Source organism: Bradyrhizobium sp. HKCCYLRH2047 (genome assembly GCF_051168175.1).
Taxonomy (GTDB): domain Bacteria; phylum Pseudomonadota; class Alphaproteobacteria; order Rhizobiales; family Xanthobacteraceae; genus Bradyrhizobium.
On record NZ_JBNPUM010000015.1, the window covers coordinates 109,019 to 124,216 of the forward strand.

Here is a 15,198-nt window from a genome sequence, read left to right on the forward strand (position 1 = left end):
GTCGCTTCGAGGGCGCGCCGGCAAGTTGCTTCATCTCGCGCTCCCCCGCGCCGCGGATCATTCCAGCTCGATCGGCTGATAGGCGCCGGTCTCGTCGAGCGCGGTGCCCCAGATCTTGTGCGAGGCCTGATGTTCGGCGGGGCCGAAGTTGAGCGAGGCGCCAAGCCCCAGATCGATGTTGCGCATCGACTCCAGCGTATCGATCAGCCGCTCGGTATCGAGCTGCGGACCGGCCTGCTTCAGGGCTTGAACCAGGATGCTTGCCTCGATGTAGCCCTCGAGCGAGGTGTAGTCCGGCGGTTCGCCGGGGAAATGCTTCGCCAGCGCAGCCTTGTAGTCGAGCACCACGCTCGAATAGCCGGAGACGGCGGGAACGGTCTGGGTCACGACCACCCCGGCTGCGTAGCGTGGGCCGAGCAGCATGAGCTCGTTGGCAAGCGCCGATGCACCGACCGCCGACACGTTGACGAAGAGGACGCCGGGCAGCGCGTCGCGCGCCTTCTCGATGAACTTGGCGGCCGCGCGCGAGGTCGCGACCATGATGACCGCACGGACCGGCACCTTCTGGGTCTTGAGCTGATTGATCGCGGGCTCCACATCCACGGTGTTGCGGGTGTAGTTCACGCGCAGGATCGCCGCGTCGTTGAGGCCGAGGACGCGAAACGCCTTTGCAACGCCGGCAAAGCCTGCATCGCCGAACGAATCGTCCTGCGCGAACAGCGCAATCTGTCGTGGGGGCACGCGGCGCAGCTTGACCAGGTAATGCACCAGCGCATCGGCCTCTTCCGAATAGCTCGGACGATAGTTGAAGACGTAGCGGTCCGGCGGATCATGACGCGAGACGTTCGCGCCGGTGTAGGGGCTGAAGAACAGCATCCTACGCTCCAGCGAATATGGAATTGCGACGGCCGCCGTCGCGGTCCCGAAACTGCCGACGAAGCCGAATACGCGCTCCTTCTCGTAGAGCTGCTTCATGGCATCGAGCGTGCGGTTCGGGTCATAGCCGTCATCGACCACGGCCAGCCTGAGCATTCGGCCATTGACCCCGCCGGCTTCGTTGGCGCGGTTGAACGCGGCTTCGATGCCCACCTTGAGCAGGCGGCCCGACTCCTTGTTCGCGCCCGACAGTGGCAAGACGCTGCCGAACGTGATGTCGCGCTCCGTGATGCCGCGAACCGCCGAAGCAGCCACGGCACTCGTTGCCCCCGTCGCAGCGACGGAGAGCGTCGGGTCCCGCAGCGCGCCGGCCGCCATCGCCGGTGTGCCCGTCGATCGCTCGATGTCGGCAAGCTGGAGCTCGGCCCGCCGGCAGTCCTGGCGGCCACTCGCCACGGCCGCGCGACCGTCGGCGATGGAGCGGTCGAACTGGCGCGTCAGCTCGTTGCGATCGCCGTCGTTGTTCGACGCCTCCCGGATGACGGCCTGGAACTTGCCGATGATGGCCTGGATACGCGGCCGAGGGATATCGCTGCAGGCAAGGGCCGCCCCGATGGCGGGACCGATCCTGCCGCCGAGGTCGCGCACGACGGCGAGGTTGTCGCCCGGCGCGGCCCCGACCGAGGTCGTGAGCATGAGGGTGAGAATGATCGCCGAGGAAGTCGCGAACGATCGCGTCCGGTTCACCATCTCGTGGCGGGGCCGGAGGTCAAGGAAGGTCATCATGTCGGGATTCGAACTCGTTGAGACACGTTGGTCGGATCTTTGTGAGCTGATGAGATCGCCGCGGGCCCGTCAGGCCGCGCGGACCGTCTCCAGGAAGCGGCTGACCTCGCGCTTGAGGCGGTTGCTGTCTGTCGACAGCCCCTGGGCCGCCTCCAGCACCTGGGTTGAGGCCGAGCCGGTCTCGGTGGCGCCGCGCTGCACGTCGGTGATGTTGACGGAGACCTGCTGCGTGCCGTGAGCCGCCTGCTGCACGTTGCGCGAGATTTCCTTGGTCGCGGCGTTCTGCTCTTCGACGGCGGCTGCGATTGTCGAGGACACCTCCGACAGCCGTTCGATGCTGCCGGAGATCAGCCTGATCGCCGCGACCGATTCCTGCGTCGCCGTCTGGATGCCGGCCACCTGCTGGCCGATCTCGTCGGTCGCCTTGGCGGTCTGCTCCGCCAGCGCCTTGACCTCGGCGGCGACGACGGCAAAGCCCCGCCCAGCCTCGCCGGCCCGCGCCGCCTCGATGGTGGCGTTCAACGCCAGCAGATTTGTCTGCCCGGCAATGCTGTTGATCAGCTCGACCACGTCGCCGATGCGGCTCGCCGCCCGCGACAGCTCGCTCACCCGCTCGTTGGTCTTCTTCGCCTGCTCGACCGCTTCGTTGGCCATGCGCGCCGATTCATGCACCTGGCGGCCGATCTCGGTGACCGAGGACGTCATCTCCTCGGTGGCCGAGGCGACGGATTGCACGTTGGTCGACGCTTCCTCCGACGCAGCCGCCACCGTGGTTGCGAGCTCGCCGGCGCGGACCGCCGTCTTGCTCAAGGTATCCGCCGAGACCTCCAGTCTGGACGACGCCGACGAGACCGTCTCGACGATCTCGCCAACGGCGCTTTCGAAGTCGTCGGCCATCTTGTGCATGTCGGCCTTGCGGCGGGCCAGCGCCCGCTGCTCGGCTTCCTTCTGCTCCGCTTCCAGCGCGTGACGTGCGACCGCATTGCTCTTGAACACCTCGACGGCGCCGGCCATCTCGCCGATCTCGTCGCCGCGTCCCACGCCGGGGACCTCGACGTCGAGACGGCCGCCGGCGAGGCTCTTCATCGCGCTGGTCATACGATGCAGCGGGCTGGTGATGCCGCGCCCGACGAGCGTCGACAAGACGAGCAGGATCAGCAGCACGATCCCGGCCGCCATCAACGACTGCCGCGTCGAGGCCCAGGCCTGCGCCGAGAGGTCATCGATATAGACGCCGGTCCCGACCAGCCAATTCCAGGGGGCGAAGCCGGCGACATGGGTGAGCTTGGGCTGCGGCGTCTCGGAGCCGGGCTTCGGCCAATCATAGTCGACGAAGCCGCGGCCATGCTGGCGGACCACGTCGATCATCTCGATGAACAGCTTCTTGCCGTTCGGATCCTTCATGTCCGCGACGTCCTGCCCGACCAGCTTGGTCGAGATCGGATGCATCAGCATCTTCGCGGTCAGGTCCGTGACGAAGAAATACTCGTTGCCGCCATAGCGCAGCTGGGAGGCGCGCTCGAGCGCGCGCTTCTGCGCCTCGGCGACCGAGATCGTCCCCTTTTGCGCGGCCGCGTGCTCCTCGGCGAAGATGCCGAGCGCGAGCTCGGTCAGATGCTGCAGCTCGAGCTGCTTCTGCTGCTTGAGGCCTGCGGCGAGCTCACGGGAATTGAAGGCGGTCAGGCCGATCAGGCCGAGGAAGCTCAGACCGATCAGGGCGTAGATCTTGATACCAATGGTGAGCTTGAGGCGATGAGGCATTGCAAACGACATGTCAGTCTCCACGGGCGCGACTCATGCTGGGGCGCTCGGGGACAGATCACGTCGATAGGCGTGGGCTCGCCCTCGTATGCACGCAAACGGGCCCGCAGCCCACGCGTGGAAGCTACGGAACCCGAAATTAAGTCTGGTTAAGACGATGTCCGTACGACTACGGAGTAACGATCGAAAAAGCGATCGTTGCTCATCCAGATCGGTAACGCGCTCCGGCTTGGCGGTGCGACGCGTCGTCTCATGTGGTGCGACCGAACGAGGGAGCGCCGTTTGCCCGTGGAGCTCGAAGGTGCGTTGGCCGCGAATGGCCAGACCCTACACGCCTAATCTTAACACAAGTTAAAAATGCAGATTGACTACGCAGGTTAGTTTTGCCGGTGTCGATGCGACGCGAATAGAAAAGCCGCAGGCAACGGGCCACGGAGTGTCTCTGTTGGGTCAGAAAACGTTGGGTCAGAAAGCGCAAAAGGCCGGAGCGTTCGATGCTCCGGCCTTTCAAGCCCCCTGCGCGAGCAGGAATTGGCCGTTTCCGCGGCTCGGCGTTACGCCGCCCGCACCGAGCCGAGGAAGCTCGCGACCTCCTGCTTGAGACGATTGCTGTCGCCGGACAGCGCCTGTGCCGCTGAGAGCACCTGGGCCGAGGCCGACCCGGTCTCGGCCGCGCCGCGCTCGACATCGGCGATGTTGGACGAGACCTGCTGCGTGCCATGCGCCGCCTGCTGGACGTTGCGCGAAATCTCCTGCGTCGCCGCGCCCTGTTCTTCGACGGCGGCTGCGATGGTCGAGGAGATTTCCGACAGCTTCTCGATCGTGGAGGAGATCTCCTTAATGGCGCTGACCGACTCCTGCGTCGCGACCTGGATGCTGGAGATCTGCTGGCCGATCTCGCCGGTGGCCTTCGCGGTCTGTTCCGCCAGCGCCTTGACCTCGGAGGCGACGACCGCGAAGCCGCGGCCGGCGTCGCCGGCGCGTGCGGCCTCGATGGTGGCGTTGAGCGCCAGCAGGTTGGTCTGGCCGGCAATCGTGTTGATCAGTTCGACGACGTCGCCGATGCGGGTGGCAGCCTTGGACAGTTCGCTGACTCGCCCGGTCGTGGTGCGGGCCTGGCCGACGGCGTCGTTGGCGATGCGCGCCGATTCCTGCACCTGGCGGCTGATCTCGGTGACCGACGAGGCCATCTGCTCGGTCGCAGACGCCACCGACTGGACGTTGGTCGTGGCTTCCTCCGAGGCAGACGCAACCGCCGTCGTCAAGCCTTGCGAGCGCGTCGCGGCCTGGGTCAGCGTCGTGGCGGACTGCTCGAGCTGGCTCGAGGCCGACGAGACGGTGTTCACGATCTCGCCGACCGCGGCTTCGAACTGCTCGGCCAGCCGCTGCATGTCGGCCTTGCGCTGGCGCGCCGCGACCTCATCCAGCGCGCTCTTTTCCTCGGCCTCGGTGCGCGCCTTCTCCTCGGCATTGCCACGGATCACCGTGACGGTCTTGGCGAGATCGCCGATTTCGTCACCCCGCGATGCGCCGGGAATGGCGATGTCGATGCGGCCGCGCGCCATCTCGCCGAGCGCCGCGTTGAGCCGCGTCAGCGGCCGCGCGATCCCGAGGAACGAGAACACGACCGAACCGATCACCGACAACAGAACCGCCAATCCGACAAACAGCGTGATATAGCTCGCCTGCGCGGCGACCTGGTCTGCCTCGAACCGGGCGCTCGCGTTGCGCGCGCGCGCGTCCTGGATCGCAGAGGACATCAGCTCGCCGGCCTCGCCGAGATAGATGAGCGTGCGGTCGCGCAGCACGGCCTCCTTGATTCCCTCGGTCTTCACCACCTCGTCGTTCGCGGCGACGAAGTCGGAGGCGAGGCCATTGAGCTTGGTGATCGTGGCCTGGATCTCGCGGTTGTCGGCGAGCATGCGAGCGTCGGTCAGCGAGCTCTTCAGCCCCGGCACCGTCTGCTTCACGGTCAGGATGGTTGCGGCGTCGCCAGTCATGCCGAACCGCCACGCCTGCGACCGCATGTAGTTCAACTTGGCATCGGCGGCGTGAAGCTGGCGCTCGACCCGCTCGCGGAAGGCGAGGTTCGGCAGCGACGGCGAGGCGAGCAGCGCCTTCAGGCTGGTGTTCCACTCGTTGGAGACCGCACTGCGCTTCTCGATCTGCGTCAACAACTTCTTCTGCGCCTCGGCGAGATCGACCGCTCCCGCGGCATAGCTCGTCATCAGCTCCTTGATCCGGGTCAACCGGGCGCGATTGTCGGCGGTCGATACGTTGCCGAGCGCGGCGTCGATGTCGGTCACCATCGCGGTCGAGAACTGCTGAATGTCGGCGGCTGCCTTCTCTGCCTCGGCCGGCGCACGCGCCAGCCGCGCCGAACGGCCGCCGAGCTGGGTCTGCTGCATGTTGATGCTGGCCGACAGCACGCTCTCGACCACGCGCCGCGCGCGCTCGGCCTGCTGATTGGCATGGTTGACCGCTCTTTCCGCCATCAACTGGTTAGCGATCATGCCGACCGCGAGAGACGCGCCGATGGCGCCAGCAAGCCCGAGTTTGTAGCCGATCCGATTCAGTTTCATTGCCCTACCCACAGATGGACGCGTCACGCGACGGTCCGTACTGGAGGTATAGCGGTGAGGTCCCTAGAGACCGTTAATTTACGGGAGTTATCGGGCATTACACGCAAAAAACATCTGCTTTTTCTGTGTGCGCCCCGATGCTTACGGCGGCACGACGGCGCTGCCGCGCCGAGCGACGGCTCACAAACTAAGCAGATGATGTAATCGGCACCGAGGCCCTGCGCGTCGTTCCAGAATCCGGCACACGCTCACGCAGCCGATGCGCAGCTAGCGCATCAGCCCGAGCGCATCGGCGAAAAACTGCGGACCGCCGAAATTGCCGGACTTCAGCGCCAGCAGCATGTCGCCCGCCTCGGCGCCGATCGCGCGCAGCACCGGCACGCCGGCCGCGATCTCCGGACCGACCAGGAAGCCGGGAATCCTGAGCCTGTCGACGACGGCGCCGGAGGTCTCGCCACCGGCGACGATCAACCGCCGCACGCCGGCCTGGATCAGCCCCGCGGCCAGATCGGCCATTGCCTGCTCGATCGCGTGCCCCGCCGCCTCGCGGCCGTGCCTGGATTGCAGCGCGCTGACCTGATCCGGCGTCGCACTGGAGGCGATCAGCACGGGTCCCTTGGCGACGCGCTCACGCGCCCAGGCGAGCGCTCGCCGCGCCTCGTCCGGGCCTGCGACCAGGCCCGCCGCATCGAGATGCAGCACCGGCATGATGGTCTCGGCCTGCGCGATCTGCTGCAAGGTCGCCTGCGAGCAACTGCCGGCGAGGCAGGCGGCCAGGCCGCCGACGGGGGCATCGGCGTGATGCGCCAAGCCGTGGGAATGAACCTGTCCGGTTTCGACCAGCGCGCGTGCCAGCCCGAGCCCGATGCCGGACGCGCCGACGGAGACCCGGCTCTTCAAGGCGGCCGCACCGATCGCGGTCAGGTCGGCATCGAAGACGGCGTCGACGATCGCCGCGCCCATGCCCTGCCCGGCCAGCTCCTGCAGCCGGCGGCCGATCGCCTCGGGCCCGTGCACGACGGCGGCGAGATCGACCAGGCCGATTTTCCGCCGGCTCTGGCGCGCCAGCACGCGCACCAGATTGGCGTCATGCATCGGGTTGAGCGGATGGTCCTTGAGCGGGCTCTCGTTGAGCGGCACGGAGCCGACGAACAGGTTACCCTGATAGACGGTCCGCTTCGTCTCCGGGAAAGCCGGCGTCACCAGCACGATCGTGTCACCGGCGTCGCCGGCCAGCGCATCCATGACAGGGCCGATGTTGCCGGCGTCGGTGGAGTCGAACGTCGAGCAGATCTTGAACAGCACGTGATGAGCACCGCGCGCGCGCAGCCATGTATCGGCCTCGCGTGAGCGGGCCACGGCGAGCGAGGCCTCGATCGAGCGGCTCTTCAGCGAGACCACGACGGCATCGACCGCGGGCAATACGAGGTCATCAGCCGGCACGCCGATGGTCTGCACCGTGCGCAGGCCGGCGCGGGTCAGGGTATTGGCGAGGTCGGAGGCGCCGGTGTAGTCGTCGGCGATGCAGCCGAGCTTCAAGGTCACGGCTTCACTCCCTTGTAGGGCGCGAACCAGCCGAGCCCGTCCTCGGTGCGGCCGCGCGGATTGTACTCGCAGCCGACGAAGCCGGCATAGCCGAGCCGGTCGAGCTCGGCGAACAGGAACGGATAGTTGAGCTCCTCGCTGTCAGGCTCGTTGCGCGAGGGAATGCTGGCGATCTGGATGTGGCCGATGATGTCCATCATCTCGCGCAGCCGCATCGTGACGTCGCCGTGGATGATCTGGCAGTGATAGATGTCGAACTGCAGCTTGAGATTGGGAATCTTCAGCTCGCGGATGAGATCGCGGGCGAAGCCGAAATCGTTGAGGAAGTAGCCGGGCACGTTGCGCGAATTGATCGGCTCGATCACGACATCGAGCCCGTGGGGCGCGAAGAACTCCGCCGCCCAGGCGACCGACTTGGTGTACGCCTCCACGGCTTTCGCATCATGACGATCGGCGATGCCGGCCATCAGATGCAGCCGCTTCACGCCGGTGGCCTTGGCGTAAGGCAGCGCCGTCTCGAGGCTCGCCTTGAGATCATCGAAACGGTGCGGCAGTGCGGCAAAGCCCTTCTCGCCGGCATCCCAATTGCCGGGCGGCAGGTTGAACAGCGCCTGAGTCAGGCCGTTGTCATCAAGCCGCTTGCCGACCTCCTCGGCCGGATGATCATAGGGAAACAGGAATTCCACCGCGGTGAAGCCGGCCTTGGCGGCCGCCGCAAAGCGATCGAGGAACGGATGCTCGGTGAACATCATCGAGAGATTGGCGGCGAAGCGGGGCATGGTGCGAGAACTCGTCGTGCTGTTACTTGGAGGAGCCCGGCAATTTCGTGCCGGTAACCTGCGCGTATATCCGCGCCACCGAGGCGTCATCGTCGCGGCCCATGCCGGCGGCGGCCGTCATCAGGAACATCTGCAGTGCAGCCGCCGAGACCGGAACCGGGAAGCGGTGGTTGCGCGCCATGTCCTGGATGATGCCGAGATCCTTGACGAAGATCTCGACCGCGCTGCGCGGCGTGTAGTCGCCGTCGAGCACGTGCGGCATGCGGTTCTCGAACATCCAGGAATTGCCGGCCGAGGCGGTGATGACCTCATAGACCTTGCGGATGTCGAGGCCCTGCTTGGCGGCGAAGGCGATGGCCTCGCTGGCCGCGGCGATGTGCACGCCGGCGAGCAACTGGTTGATCATCTTGAACGCGGCGCCCTGCCCAGCCGCATCGCCCAGCTCGTAGAGCTTGGCGGCCATCGCATCGAGCGCCGGCCGCGCCCTGGCAAACGCAACCGCACTGCCCGAGGCCAGGATCGTCAGCTCGCCCTGCGCGGCGCGCTGCGCGCCGCCGGAGATCGGCGCATCGAGGTAGTGCCGACCTGTGGCTTCCAGCTGCTTCGCCAGCCGCCGCGCGACGTCGGGATCCATGGTCGCGGAGGAGACGAACACGGCCTCCTTCGGCATGGTTTCGGCCGCGCCGCCAGGACCAAAAAGAATGGCCTCCGTCTGCGCCGCGTTGACGACGACGCTGACCACGATGTCGGCGCCTCGCGCCGCCTCGGCGGGAGTCGTCGCGCCCTTGCCGCCGTCGGCCACGAAACGCGCCACTGCGTCCGCCGAGACGTCGCATCCGGTCACCTCGAACCCTGCGCGCTTCAGCGAGGTCGCCATGCCATACCCCATCGAGCCGAGCCCGATCACGGCGACTTTCAATTGCGATGGCGACGGCATGTGGCAGATCCCTGAAGCGTTTCCCGGAGACGTCCGGTTGCCCCGGACTGCACTCTGGGTATCACGGCTTGGCCGCGTTGCCAAAGCGTGAGACAAAGCGGCAAAACAGCGACATGCGAGGAAAGACCAGTGGCGGAAACTGCGATTCGCGAGGCCATCTGCCGGTTCGGTCGCTCGCTGTTCGAGCGCGGGCTGACGCCGGGATCGTCCGGCAACATCAGCGTGCGGCTCGATGATGGCGGCTGGCTGGTGACGCCGACCAATGCCTCGCTCGGCTTCCTCGATCCGGCCCGCCTGTCGCGGCTCGATGCGCGCGGCGATCTGGTCTCGGGCGATGCGCCGACCAAGGAGGTGCCGCTGCACACGGCGCTGTACCAGACGCGCGACGCGGCGCGCGCCGTCGTGCACCTGCACTCGACGCATTCGGTCGCGATCTCGATGCTGCCGGAGATCGATCCGCGCGCCGCGCTGCCGCCGCTGACACCTTATTACTTGATGCGCTGCGGCCAGACCGCGCTGGTGCCCTATCATCGTCCCGGCGATCCCGCGGTCGCCGATGCCATCAAGGGTCTCGCCGGCAAATACGCCTCCGTGCTGCTCGCCAATCACGGGCCCGTCGTGTCCGGTGACACGCTGGAAGCCGCCGTGTTCGCGATGGAGGAGCTCGAGGAGACCGCAAAGCTCTATCTGTTGCTGCGCGGGCTCAACCCGCGTCATCTGTCGCCGCAGCAGGTCGACGATCTGGTCAAAGTGTTCGGGCTCACCCTGCCTCACAGCGATCATCACTGACCCACCGGCGGATGATGGGCATGCAATATTTCGCAACAACGCCGGCCGAGATCGATGCCGCCGTCCGGGTGCTCTACGAGGAGGCCCGCTTCTATCGCTGGTTTCCGATCGCCACCGACTCCTATGACGCGTTCGCCGCCTCTGATCCGATCGCGGCCAGCGAGCTGCGCGGCATCGCCGAGCGCATGCTGGTGGCCGCCGCGCAGGCCAGATCGCGGGCACGGCGGGTCTAGCCTCCCGTCAACCCGGCTTGCATACGGCGGAGCCTGCGCCGCCTTGTCGCTCATCAAGCTGCCTTGCCTCAGGAGGACAACGATGCCTAATATTCAGGCAAAGTGCGGCTGCGGCAGCCATCAGGGATGGATCGGTCGAACAAGGACGGCACCGGCAGCCCATCACTGCCGTGGCGCGAGGATGCGCCCCGCTCGTCCACCATCGATTGCAGCCCCTTCGTATGGCACGCCCCGAGCCACGAAAGGACAGGGCAAAATGCTTCCACATCGGCGTGGGCGCGGCTGTTTGACCGGATCGGCGGCGGATCTGAGCGGGCTGACGCCGGGACCGCGGATTGCCCTTTCGAGCGTTGCATACACATCTCCCCCAAGCGCAATCGTCCCGAGCTGCGCCGCCCCCGCGGCGGCCCTTGGCATATCCGTTGCAGACGTCAGACGGGTCGGATCGCGGCCGCGCGACGGAGCGAGCTGCGATCATGACCGATAAGGGACAGGGCGACGGAGGGCGGATGGCGGCGGGCGCGAGCTTGGAACTGGTGAAGGTGACGAAGATGTACGGTCACGTCACCGCCGTGGACGCAATCGACCTGCGGATTCCCGCCGGCTCCTATTGCTGCCTGCTCGGCCCGTCCGGCTGCGGCAAAACCTCCACCCTGCGCATGATCGCCGGCCATGAATCGGCGACATCGGGCGACATCATCGTCGGCGCCAGGAACGTCACCGAGCTGCCGCCCGCCGGGCGCGGCACGGCGATGATGTTCCAGTCCTACGCGCTGTTTCCGCATCTCTCGGTGATCGACAACGTCGCGTTCGCGCTGAAGATGAAAGGCGTCTCCAAGCCCGAGCGTCACGCCAAGGCACGCGAGCTGCTCGAACTGGTGGACATGCAGAGCTATGCCGGCCGCCTGCCGGCGCAGCTGTCCGGCGGCCAGCAGCAGCGCGTGGCGCTGGCCCGCGCGCTGATCACCTCGCCACAGATCCTCTTGCTCGACGAGCCGCTGTCGGCGCTCGACCCCTTCCTGCGCCTGCGCATGCGCGCCGAGCTGAAGCGGCTGCAGCGCGAGCTCGGCCTCACCTTCGTCCACGTCACCCACGGCCAGGACGAGGCCATGGCGCTGTCCGACCTCGTGGTGCTGATGAATGGCGGCCGCATCGAGCAGCAGGGCAGCCCGCGCGAGATCTTCAATCACCCGCGCACCGAGTTCGCCGCCCGCTTCATCGGCGGCCACAACGTGATTCCGCTGAACGGCGAGACCTTCGCCGTGCGTGTCGACCGCATCCAGCTCAAGGCGCCGAATGCCGCGGTCGACGGTCCGGCCGTGTCGGGCACGATCAGCAAGATCGAATATCAGGGCACCTATGTGCTGGTCGCGGTCGCCACCGACGGTGGCCCCGAGATCTCGGCGCAGCTCAGCGACGATCAGTTCGATGCACAGACCCACGTGATCGGCGAGCGCGTCGTCGTGACCTGGAATCCGGCGCTCGCCGATGCCCTGACTTCCCGCCCCGCCGCAACAGCCACGCCGGCTGCCGAGCTGGTCGCCTGATTTCGTTTGCCTGCTTTTCCCAAGGAGATGATCATGACCGATCGATCGAAGACAACATCCATCAGCCGCCGTTCGCTGCTCAAGGGCGCGGCGGGCGTCGCCGGTCTCGCCGGCTCGGGCACGCTGCTCAGCGCGCCCTACGTCCACGCCGCCGATGCCAAGGTGCTACGCTATCTCGGCACAGCGGTGAACGAGGGCGACGAGATCTCCAAGAAGTGCCTCGCCGACACCGGCATCAAGATCGAATACATCACGGCGACGACGGACGACGTGACCAAGCGCGTCATCACCCAGCCGAACTCGTTCGACGTGCTCGACACCGAATATTTCTCGCTGAAGAAGCTGGTGCCATCGGGCAACATCTTCCCGCTCGATGCACGCAAGATCAAGGAATTCGACAACATCACGCCGGTGTTCACCAAGGGCGAGCTGCCCAACGGCAAGAAGATCGGCGGTCAGGGCACCGCGCCGTGGAAGGTGCTGTATCTCGACGGGCCGAACTCCAAGACCTTCTCGGCCACCCCGACCGAATGGGTCACGCTGATCCCGACCGTGTACAACGCCGACACGCTCGGCATCCGCCCCGACCTGATCAAGCGCCCGATCAACTCCTGGGCCGAGCTGCTCAACCCCGAATTCAAGGGCAAGGCCTCGATCCTCAACATTCCCTCAATCGGCATCATGGACGCCGCCCTCGTCGTCGAGGCGACCGGGCAGTACAAATATGCCGACAAGGGCAACATGACCAAGGCCGAGATCGACCTGACCATGAAGGTGCTGACCGAGGCCAAGAAGGCCGGCCAGTTCCGCGCGTTCTGGAAGGACTTCAACGAGTCCGTCAACCTGATGGCCTCGGGCGAGACCGTGATCCAGTCGATGTGGTCACCCGCTGTGACCAAGGTGCGCTCGATGGGCATCGCCTGCACCTTCCAGCCGCTCAAGGAAGGCTACCGCTCCTGGGCTTCCGGCTTCTGCGTCTCCAAGGCGGTGGCCGGCGGACCGAAGCTCGACTGGGCCTATGAGTTCGTCAACTGGTACCTGTCCGGCTGGGCCGGCGCCTATCTCAACCGCCAGGGCTACTACTCGGCCGTGCTCTCCACCGCCAAGGCCAATATGACCGAGGACGAATGGGGCTACTGGATGGAAGGCAAGCCTGCGAAGGCCGACATCAAGGCGCCGGATGGCACGCTGATGGAGAAGGCCGGCGCCGTGCGCGACGGCGGCTCCTACGACGACCGCATGGGCGCCGTCGTCTGCTGGAACGCCGTCATGGACGAGAACGACTACATGGTCCGCAAGTGGAACGAGTTCATCGCCGCCTGATGTGACGATCCCGACCTGCCGCGCCGTGCTTTGCGGCGCGGCAGGTCGTCTTGCCTTTTTCTCCGCACACAGCACGACAGGTTGCATCCGTGGCCGTGACGATCGACAATTCGCCCGATAGCCTTGCGCCCGCGGAGAGCACCTTCCGCAAGATCACCATGCGCTCGATCGCCTGGCTGCAGGCCGGTCCGATGATGCTGGTGTTCGCGCTGTTCTTCCTGCTGCCGCTCGTGCTCGTCGTCGTCGTCAGTGCGTGGGACTACAACGAATATGAGATGATCCCGGCGTTCAGCTTCCGCGGCTACACCGACACCTTCGAGGGCTGCGTCGCAAACCTGCCCGAGCTGTGCACGATCCTGAAGACATATCTGAAGACGCTGAAGCTGTGCCTGCTCACCTGGGGCCTGACCTTGATGATCGGCTTCTGGGTCGCCTATTTCCTTGCCTTCCACGTCCGCAGCAAGACCTGGCAGATCGTGCTGTCGCTGTTGTGCACGATCCCGTTCTGGACTTCCAACGTGATCCGGATGATCGCCTGGATTCCCCTGCTTGGCCGCAACGGCCTCGTCAACCAGGGGCTGATCGGCGCCGGCGTGGTCAACAAGCCGGTCGAATGGCTGCTGTTCTCGGAATTCTCGGTGGTGCTGGCGCTGGTCCACCTGTTCACCTTCTTCATGGTGGTGCCGATCTTCAATTCGATGATCCGCATCGACAAGCGCCTGATCGAGGCCGCCTATGACGCCGGGGCGTCGGGCTGGCAGACGCTGGTCAACATCATCATTCCCTTGGCGAAGCCGGGCATCGTCATCGGCTCGATCTTCGTCATCACCATCGTGATGGGCGACTTCGTCACCATCGGCGTGATGGGAGGCCAGCAGATCGCCTCCGCCGGCAAGATCATCGAGTCCCGGCTGTCGGCGCTGCAATTCCCGGCCGCCGCGGCCAACGCCGTGATCCTGCTCGGCATCACCATCATCATCATCTCCGCGCTGACGCGGATCGTCGACGTGCGCAAGGAGCTCTGAGATGGGAGACAAGCGCCCCCGCTCCTTCTACATCCTCGCCCTGTTCTTTGCCGCCTATGTCCTATTTCTTTACGGACCGATGATCGCGATCTACATCCTGTCGTTCCAGGGACCGGACGGCGGCCTGACGTTTCCGATGAACGGCGTCTCGCTGACCTGGTTCGGCAAGGTGTTTTCCGGCGGCGGCATCGTCGACATCGGCGCCGCGTTCAGGCGCTCGCTGGCGCTCGGCCTCGTTGTGATGGTGATCACCGTGGTGCTGTCGGTCGCCGCCGGCATGGCGTTCCGCAAGCCCTTCCGCGGCGCCTCGATCCTGTTCTACACCGCGATCGCCAGCCTGATCATGCCGTCGATCATCACCTCGCTCGGCATCGCGCTGGAGTTCCGGCTGATCGACGACTTCGTCAACAAGCACGGCGCCGACCTTGGCCTGGGCTGGCTCGCCGATGGCTACACCACCGCCATGGGCCTGTTCACCTCGGGCTTAGGTGCGCATCTCACCTGGACCCTGCCGTTCGGCCTGCTGATCATGTTCGCGATCTTCAACCGCTTCGACGGCCGTCTGGAGGAAGCCGCCCGCGACCTCGGCGCCACGCCCTGGCAGACCTTCCGCCACGTCGTGCTGCCGATCATTCTGCCCTCCGTGGTCGGCATCGGCCTGTTCGGCTTCACTTTGTCCTGGGACGAACTGGCACGGTCGAGCCAGGCGATCGGCTCGGTGAACACGCTGCCGCTGGAGCTGCAGGGCCTGACGACGACGGTGACCAAGCCCGACATCTACGCGCTGGGCACGCTGACCTCGGCGGTGTCGTTCGTGGTGATCTTCGCGGCATTGTCGGTGATTCTGGTGCTGCAGGCGCGGCAGCGCCGGCAGGGCTCGGATGCCGGCAAGGGGATGGTGTAGGAGTTCAGCGCCGAAAAGCAGTCACGATCGAACTCATCGTGGCAAAGCTTGACAACAAGCAGCGAGCGGGGTGCCTGTGAATGCGCCCTCGCCCCTTGTGGGAGAGGGCAT

Annotated in this window: 12 protein-coding genes; 6 read left to right on the forward strand and 6 right to left on the reverse strand. The window is 66.0% G+C overall.

Going from position 1 to position 15,198, the window contains the following annotated elements:
* Positions 1-57: 57 nt before the first annotated feature.
* From ACQR1D_RS28170 to ltnD, 6 genes are all read right to left on the reverse strand, one after another.
* A complete protein-coding gene (locus tag ACQR1D_RS28170) occupies positions 58-1,662 on the reverse strand; it encodes an ABC transporter substrate-binding protein (RefSeq protein ID WP_434840171.1) in 1,605 nt (534 codons plus the stop codon).
* A gap of 69 nt (positions 1,663-1,731) precedes the next feature.
* A complete protein-coding gene (locus ACQR1D_RS28175; protein WP_434840170.1) occupies positions 1,732-3,435 on the reverse strand; it encodes a methyl-accepting chemotaxis protein in 1,704 nt (567 codons plus the stop codon).
* Between the two features lie 542 nt (positions 3,436-3,977).
* Positions 3,978-6,005 carry a methyl-accepting chemotaxis protein gene (locus ACQR1D_RS28180; protein ID WP_316183447.1) on the reverse strand — a complete coding sequence of 676 codons (2,028 nt, stop codon included), beginning with the start codon at positions 6,003-6,005 and terminating at the stop codon, positions 3,978-3,980.
* A 267-nt stretch (positions 6,006-6,272) separates the two neighbouring features.
* Positions 6,273-7,550 (reverse strand): 3-oxo-tetronate kinase, encoded by a 1,278-nt coding sequence (otnK, locus tag ACQR1D_RS28185; protein ID WP_434894204.1) that lies wholly within the window; start codon positions 7,548-7,550, stop codon positions 6,273-6,275.
* Positions 7,547-8,329 (reverse strand): 2-oxo-tetronate isomerase, encoded by a 783-nt coding sequence (gene otnI / locus ACQR1D_RS28190; protein WP_315801324.1) that lies wholly within the window; start codon positions 8,327-8,329, stop codon positions 7,547-7,549. The genes otnK and otnI overlap by 4 nt, the downstream gene beginning before the upstream one ends.
* 22 nt (positions 8,330-8,351) lie before the next feature.
* Entirely contained in the window at positions 8,352-9,266 is a 915-nt protein-coding gene (ltnD, locus tag ACQR1D_RS28195; RefSeq protein ID WP_434894205.1) for an L-threonate dehydrogenase, read from the reverse strand.
* A 129-nt stretch (positions 9,267-9,395) separates the two neighbouring features.
* On the opposite strand from ltnD, the gene otnC reads away from it, so the two are divergent.
* The 6 genes from otnC to ACQR1D_RS28225 all read left to right on the forward strand — a co-directional run bounded on the left by otnC (position 9,396) and on the right by ACQR1D_RS28225 (position 15,087).
* Positions 9,396-10,055, forward strand: coding sequence for a 3-oxo-tetronate 4-phosphate decarboxylase (otnC, locus tag ACQR1D_RS28200; protein ID WP_434847515.1), 660 nt, complete (start codon positions 9,396-9,398; stop codon positions 10,053-10,055).
* 20 nt (positions 10,056-10,075) lie between these two features.
* Positions 10,076-10,288, forward strand: coding sequence for a hypothetical protein (locus tag ACQR1D_RS28205; protein WP_434894206.1), 213 nt, complete (start codon positions 10,076-10,078; stop codon positions 10,286-10,288).
* A 509-nt stretch (positions 10,289-10,797) separates the two neighbouring features.
* Positions 10,798-11,835 (forward strand): ABC transporter ATP-binding protein, encoded by a 1,038-nt coding sequence (locus tag ACQR1D_RS28210; RefSeq protein ID WP_434894212.1) that lies wholly within the window; start codon positions 10,798-10,800, stop codon positions 11,833-11,835.
* Positions 11,836-11,868: 33 nt separating this feature from the next.
* Positions 11,869-13,158: an ABC transporter substrate-binding protein gene (locus ACQR1D_RS28215; RefSeq protein ID WP_315801328.1), complete on the forward strand. Its 1,290-nt coding sequence runs from the start codon at positions 11,869-11,871 to the stop codon at positions 13,156-13,158.
* A gap of 89 nt (positions 13,159-13,247) precedes the next feature.
* Positions 13,248-14,183: an ABC transporter permease gene (locus ACQR1D_RS28220; RefSeq protein ID WP_434886517.1), complete on the forward strand. Its 936-nt coding sequence runs from the start codon at positions 13,248-13,250 to the stop codon at positions 14,181-14,183.
* 1 nt (position 14,184) lies between these two features.
* Positions 14,185-15,087, forward strand: a complete 903-nt coding sequence (locus tag ACQR1D_RS28225; RefSeq protein ID WP_434894207.1) for an ABC transporter permease — start codon at positions 14,185-14,187, stop codon at positions 15,085-15,087.
* Positions 15,088-15,198 lie beyond the last annotated feature (111 nt).

Excerpts from the sequence above, each read along its gene's own strand:
- ACQR1D_RS28170 (WP_434840171.1), bottom strand. The coding sequence starts at position 1,662 with ATGATGACCTTCCTTGACCTCCGGCCCCGCCACGAGATGGTGAACCGG.
- ACQR1D_RS28175 (WP_434840170.1), bottom strand. The coding sequence starts at position 3,435 with ATGTCGTTTGCAATGCCTCATCGCCTCAAGCTCACCATTGGTATCAAG.
- ACQR1D_RS28180 (WP_316183447.1), bottom strand. The coding sequence starts at position 6,005 with ATGAAACTGAATCGGATCGGCTACAAACTCGGGCTTGCTGGCGCCATC.
- otnI (WP_315801324.1), bottom strand. The coding sequence starts at position 8,329 with ATGCCCCGCTTCGCCGCCAATCTCTCGATGATGTTCACCGAGCATCCG.
- ltnD (WP_434894205.1), bottom strand. The coding sequence starts at position 9,266 with ATGCCGTCGCCATCGCAATTGAAAGTCGCCGTGATCGGGCTCGGCTCG.
- ACQR1D_RS28205 (WP_434894206.1), top strand. The coding sequence starts at position 10,076 with ATGCAATATTTCGCAACAACGCCGGCCGAGATCGATGCCGCCGTCCGG.
- ACQR1D_RS28210 (WP_434894212.1), top strand. The coding sequence starts at position 10,798 with ATGGCGGCGGGCGCGAGCTTGGAACTGGTGAAGGTGACGAAGATGTAC.
- ACQR1D_RS28215 (WP_315801328.1), top strand. The coding sequence starts at position 11,869 with ATGACCGATCGATCGAAGACAACATCCATCAGCCGCCGTTCGCTGCTC.
- ACQR1D_RS28225 (WP_434894207.1), top strand. The coding sequence starts at position 14,185 with ATGGGAGACAAGCGCCCCCGCTCCTTCTACATCCTCGCCCTGTTCTTT.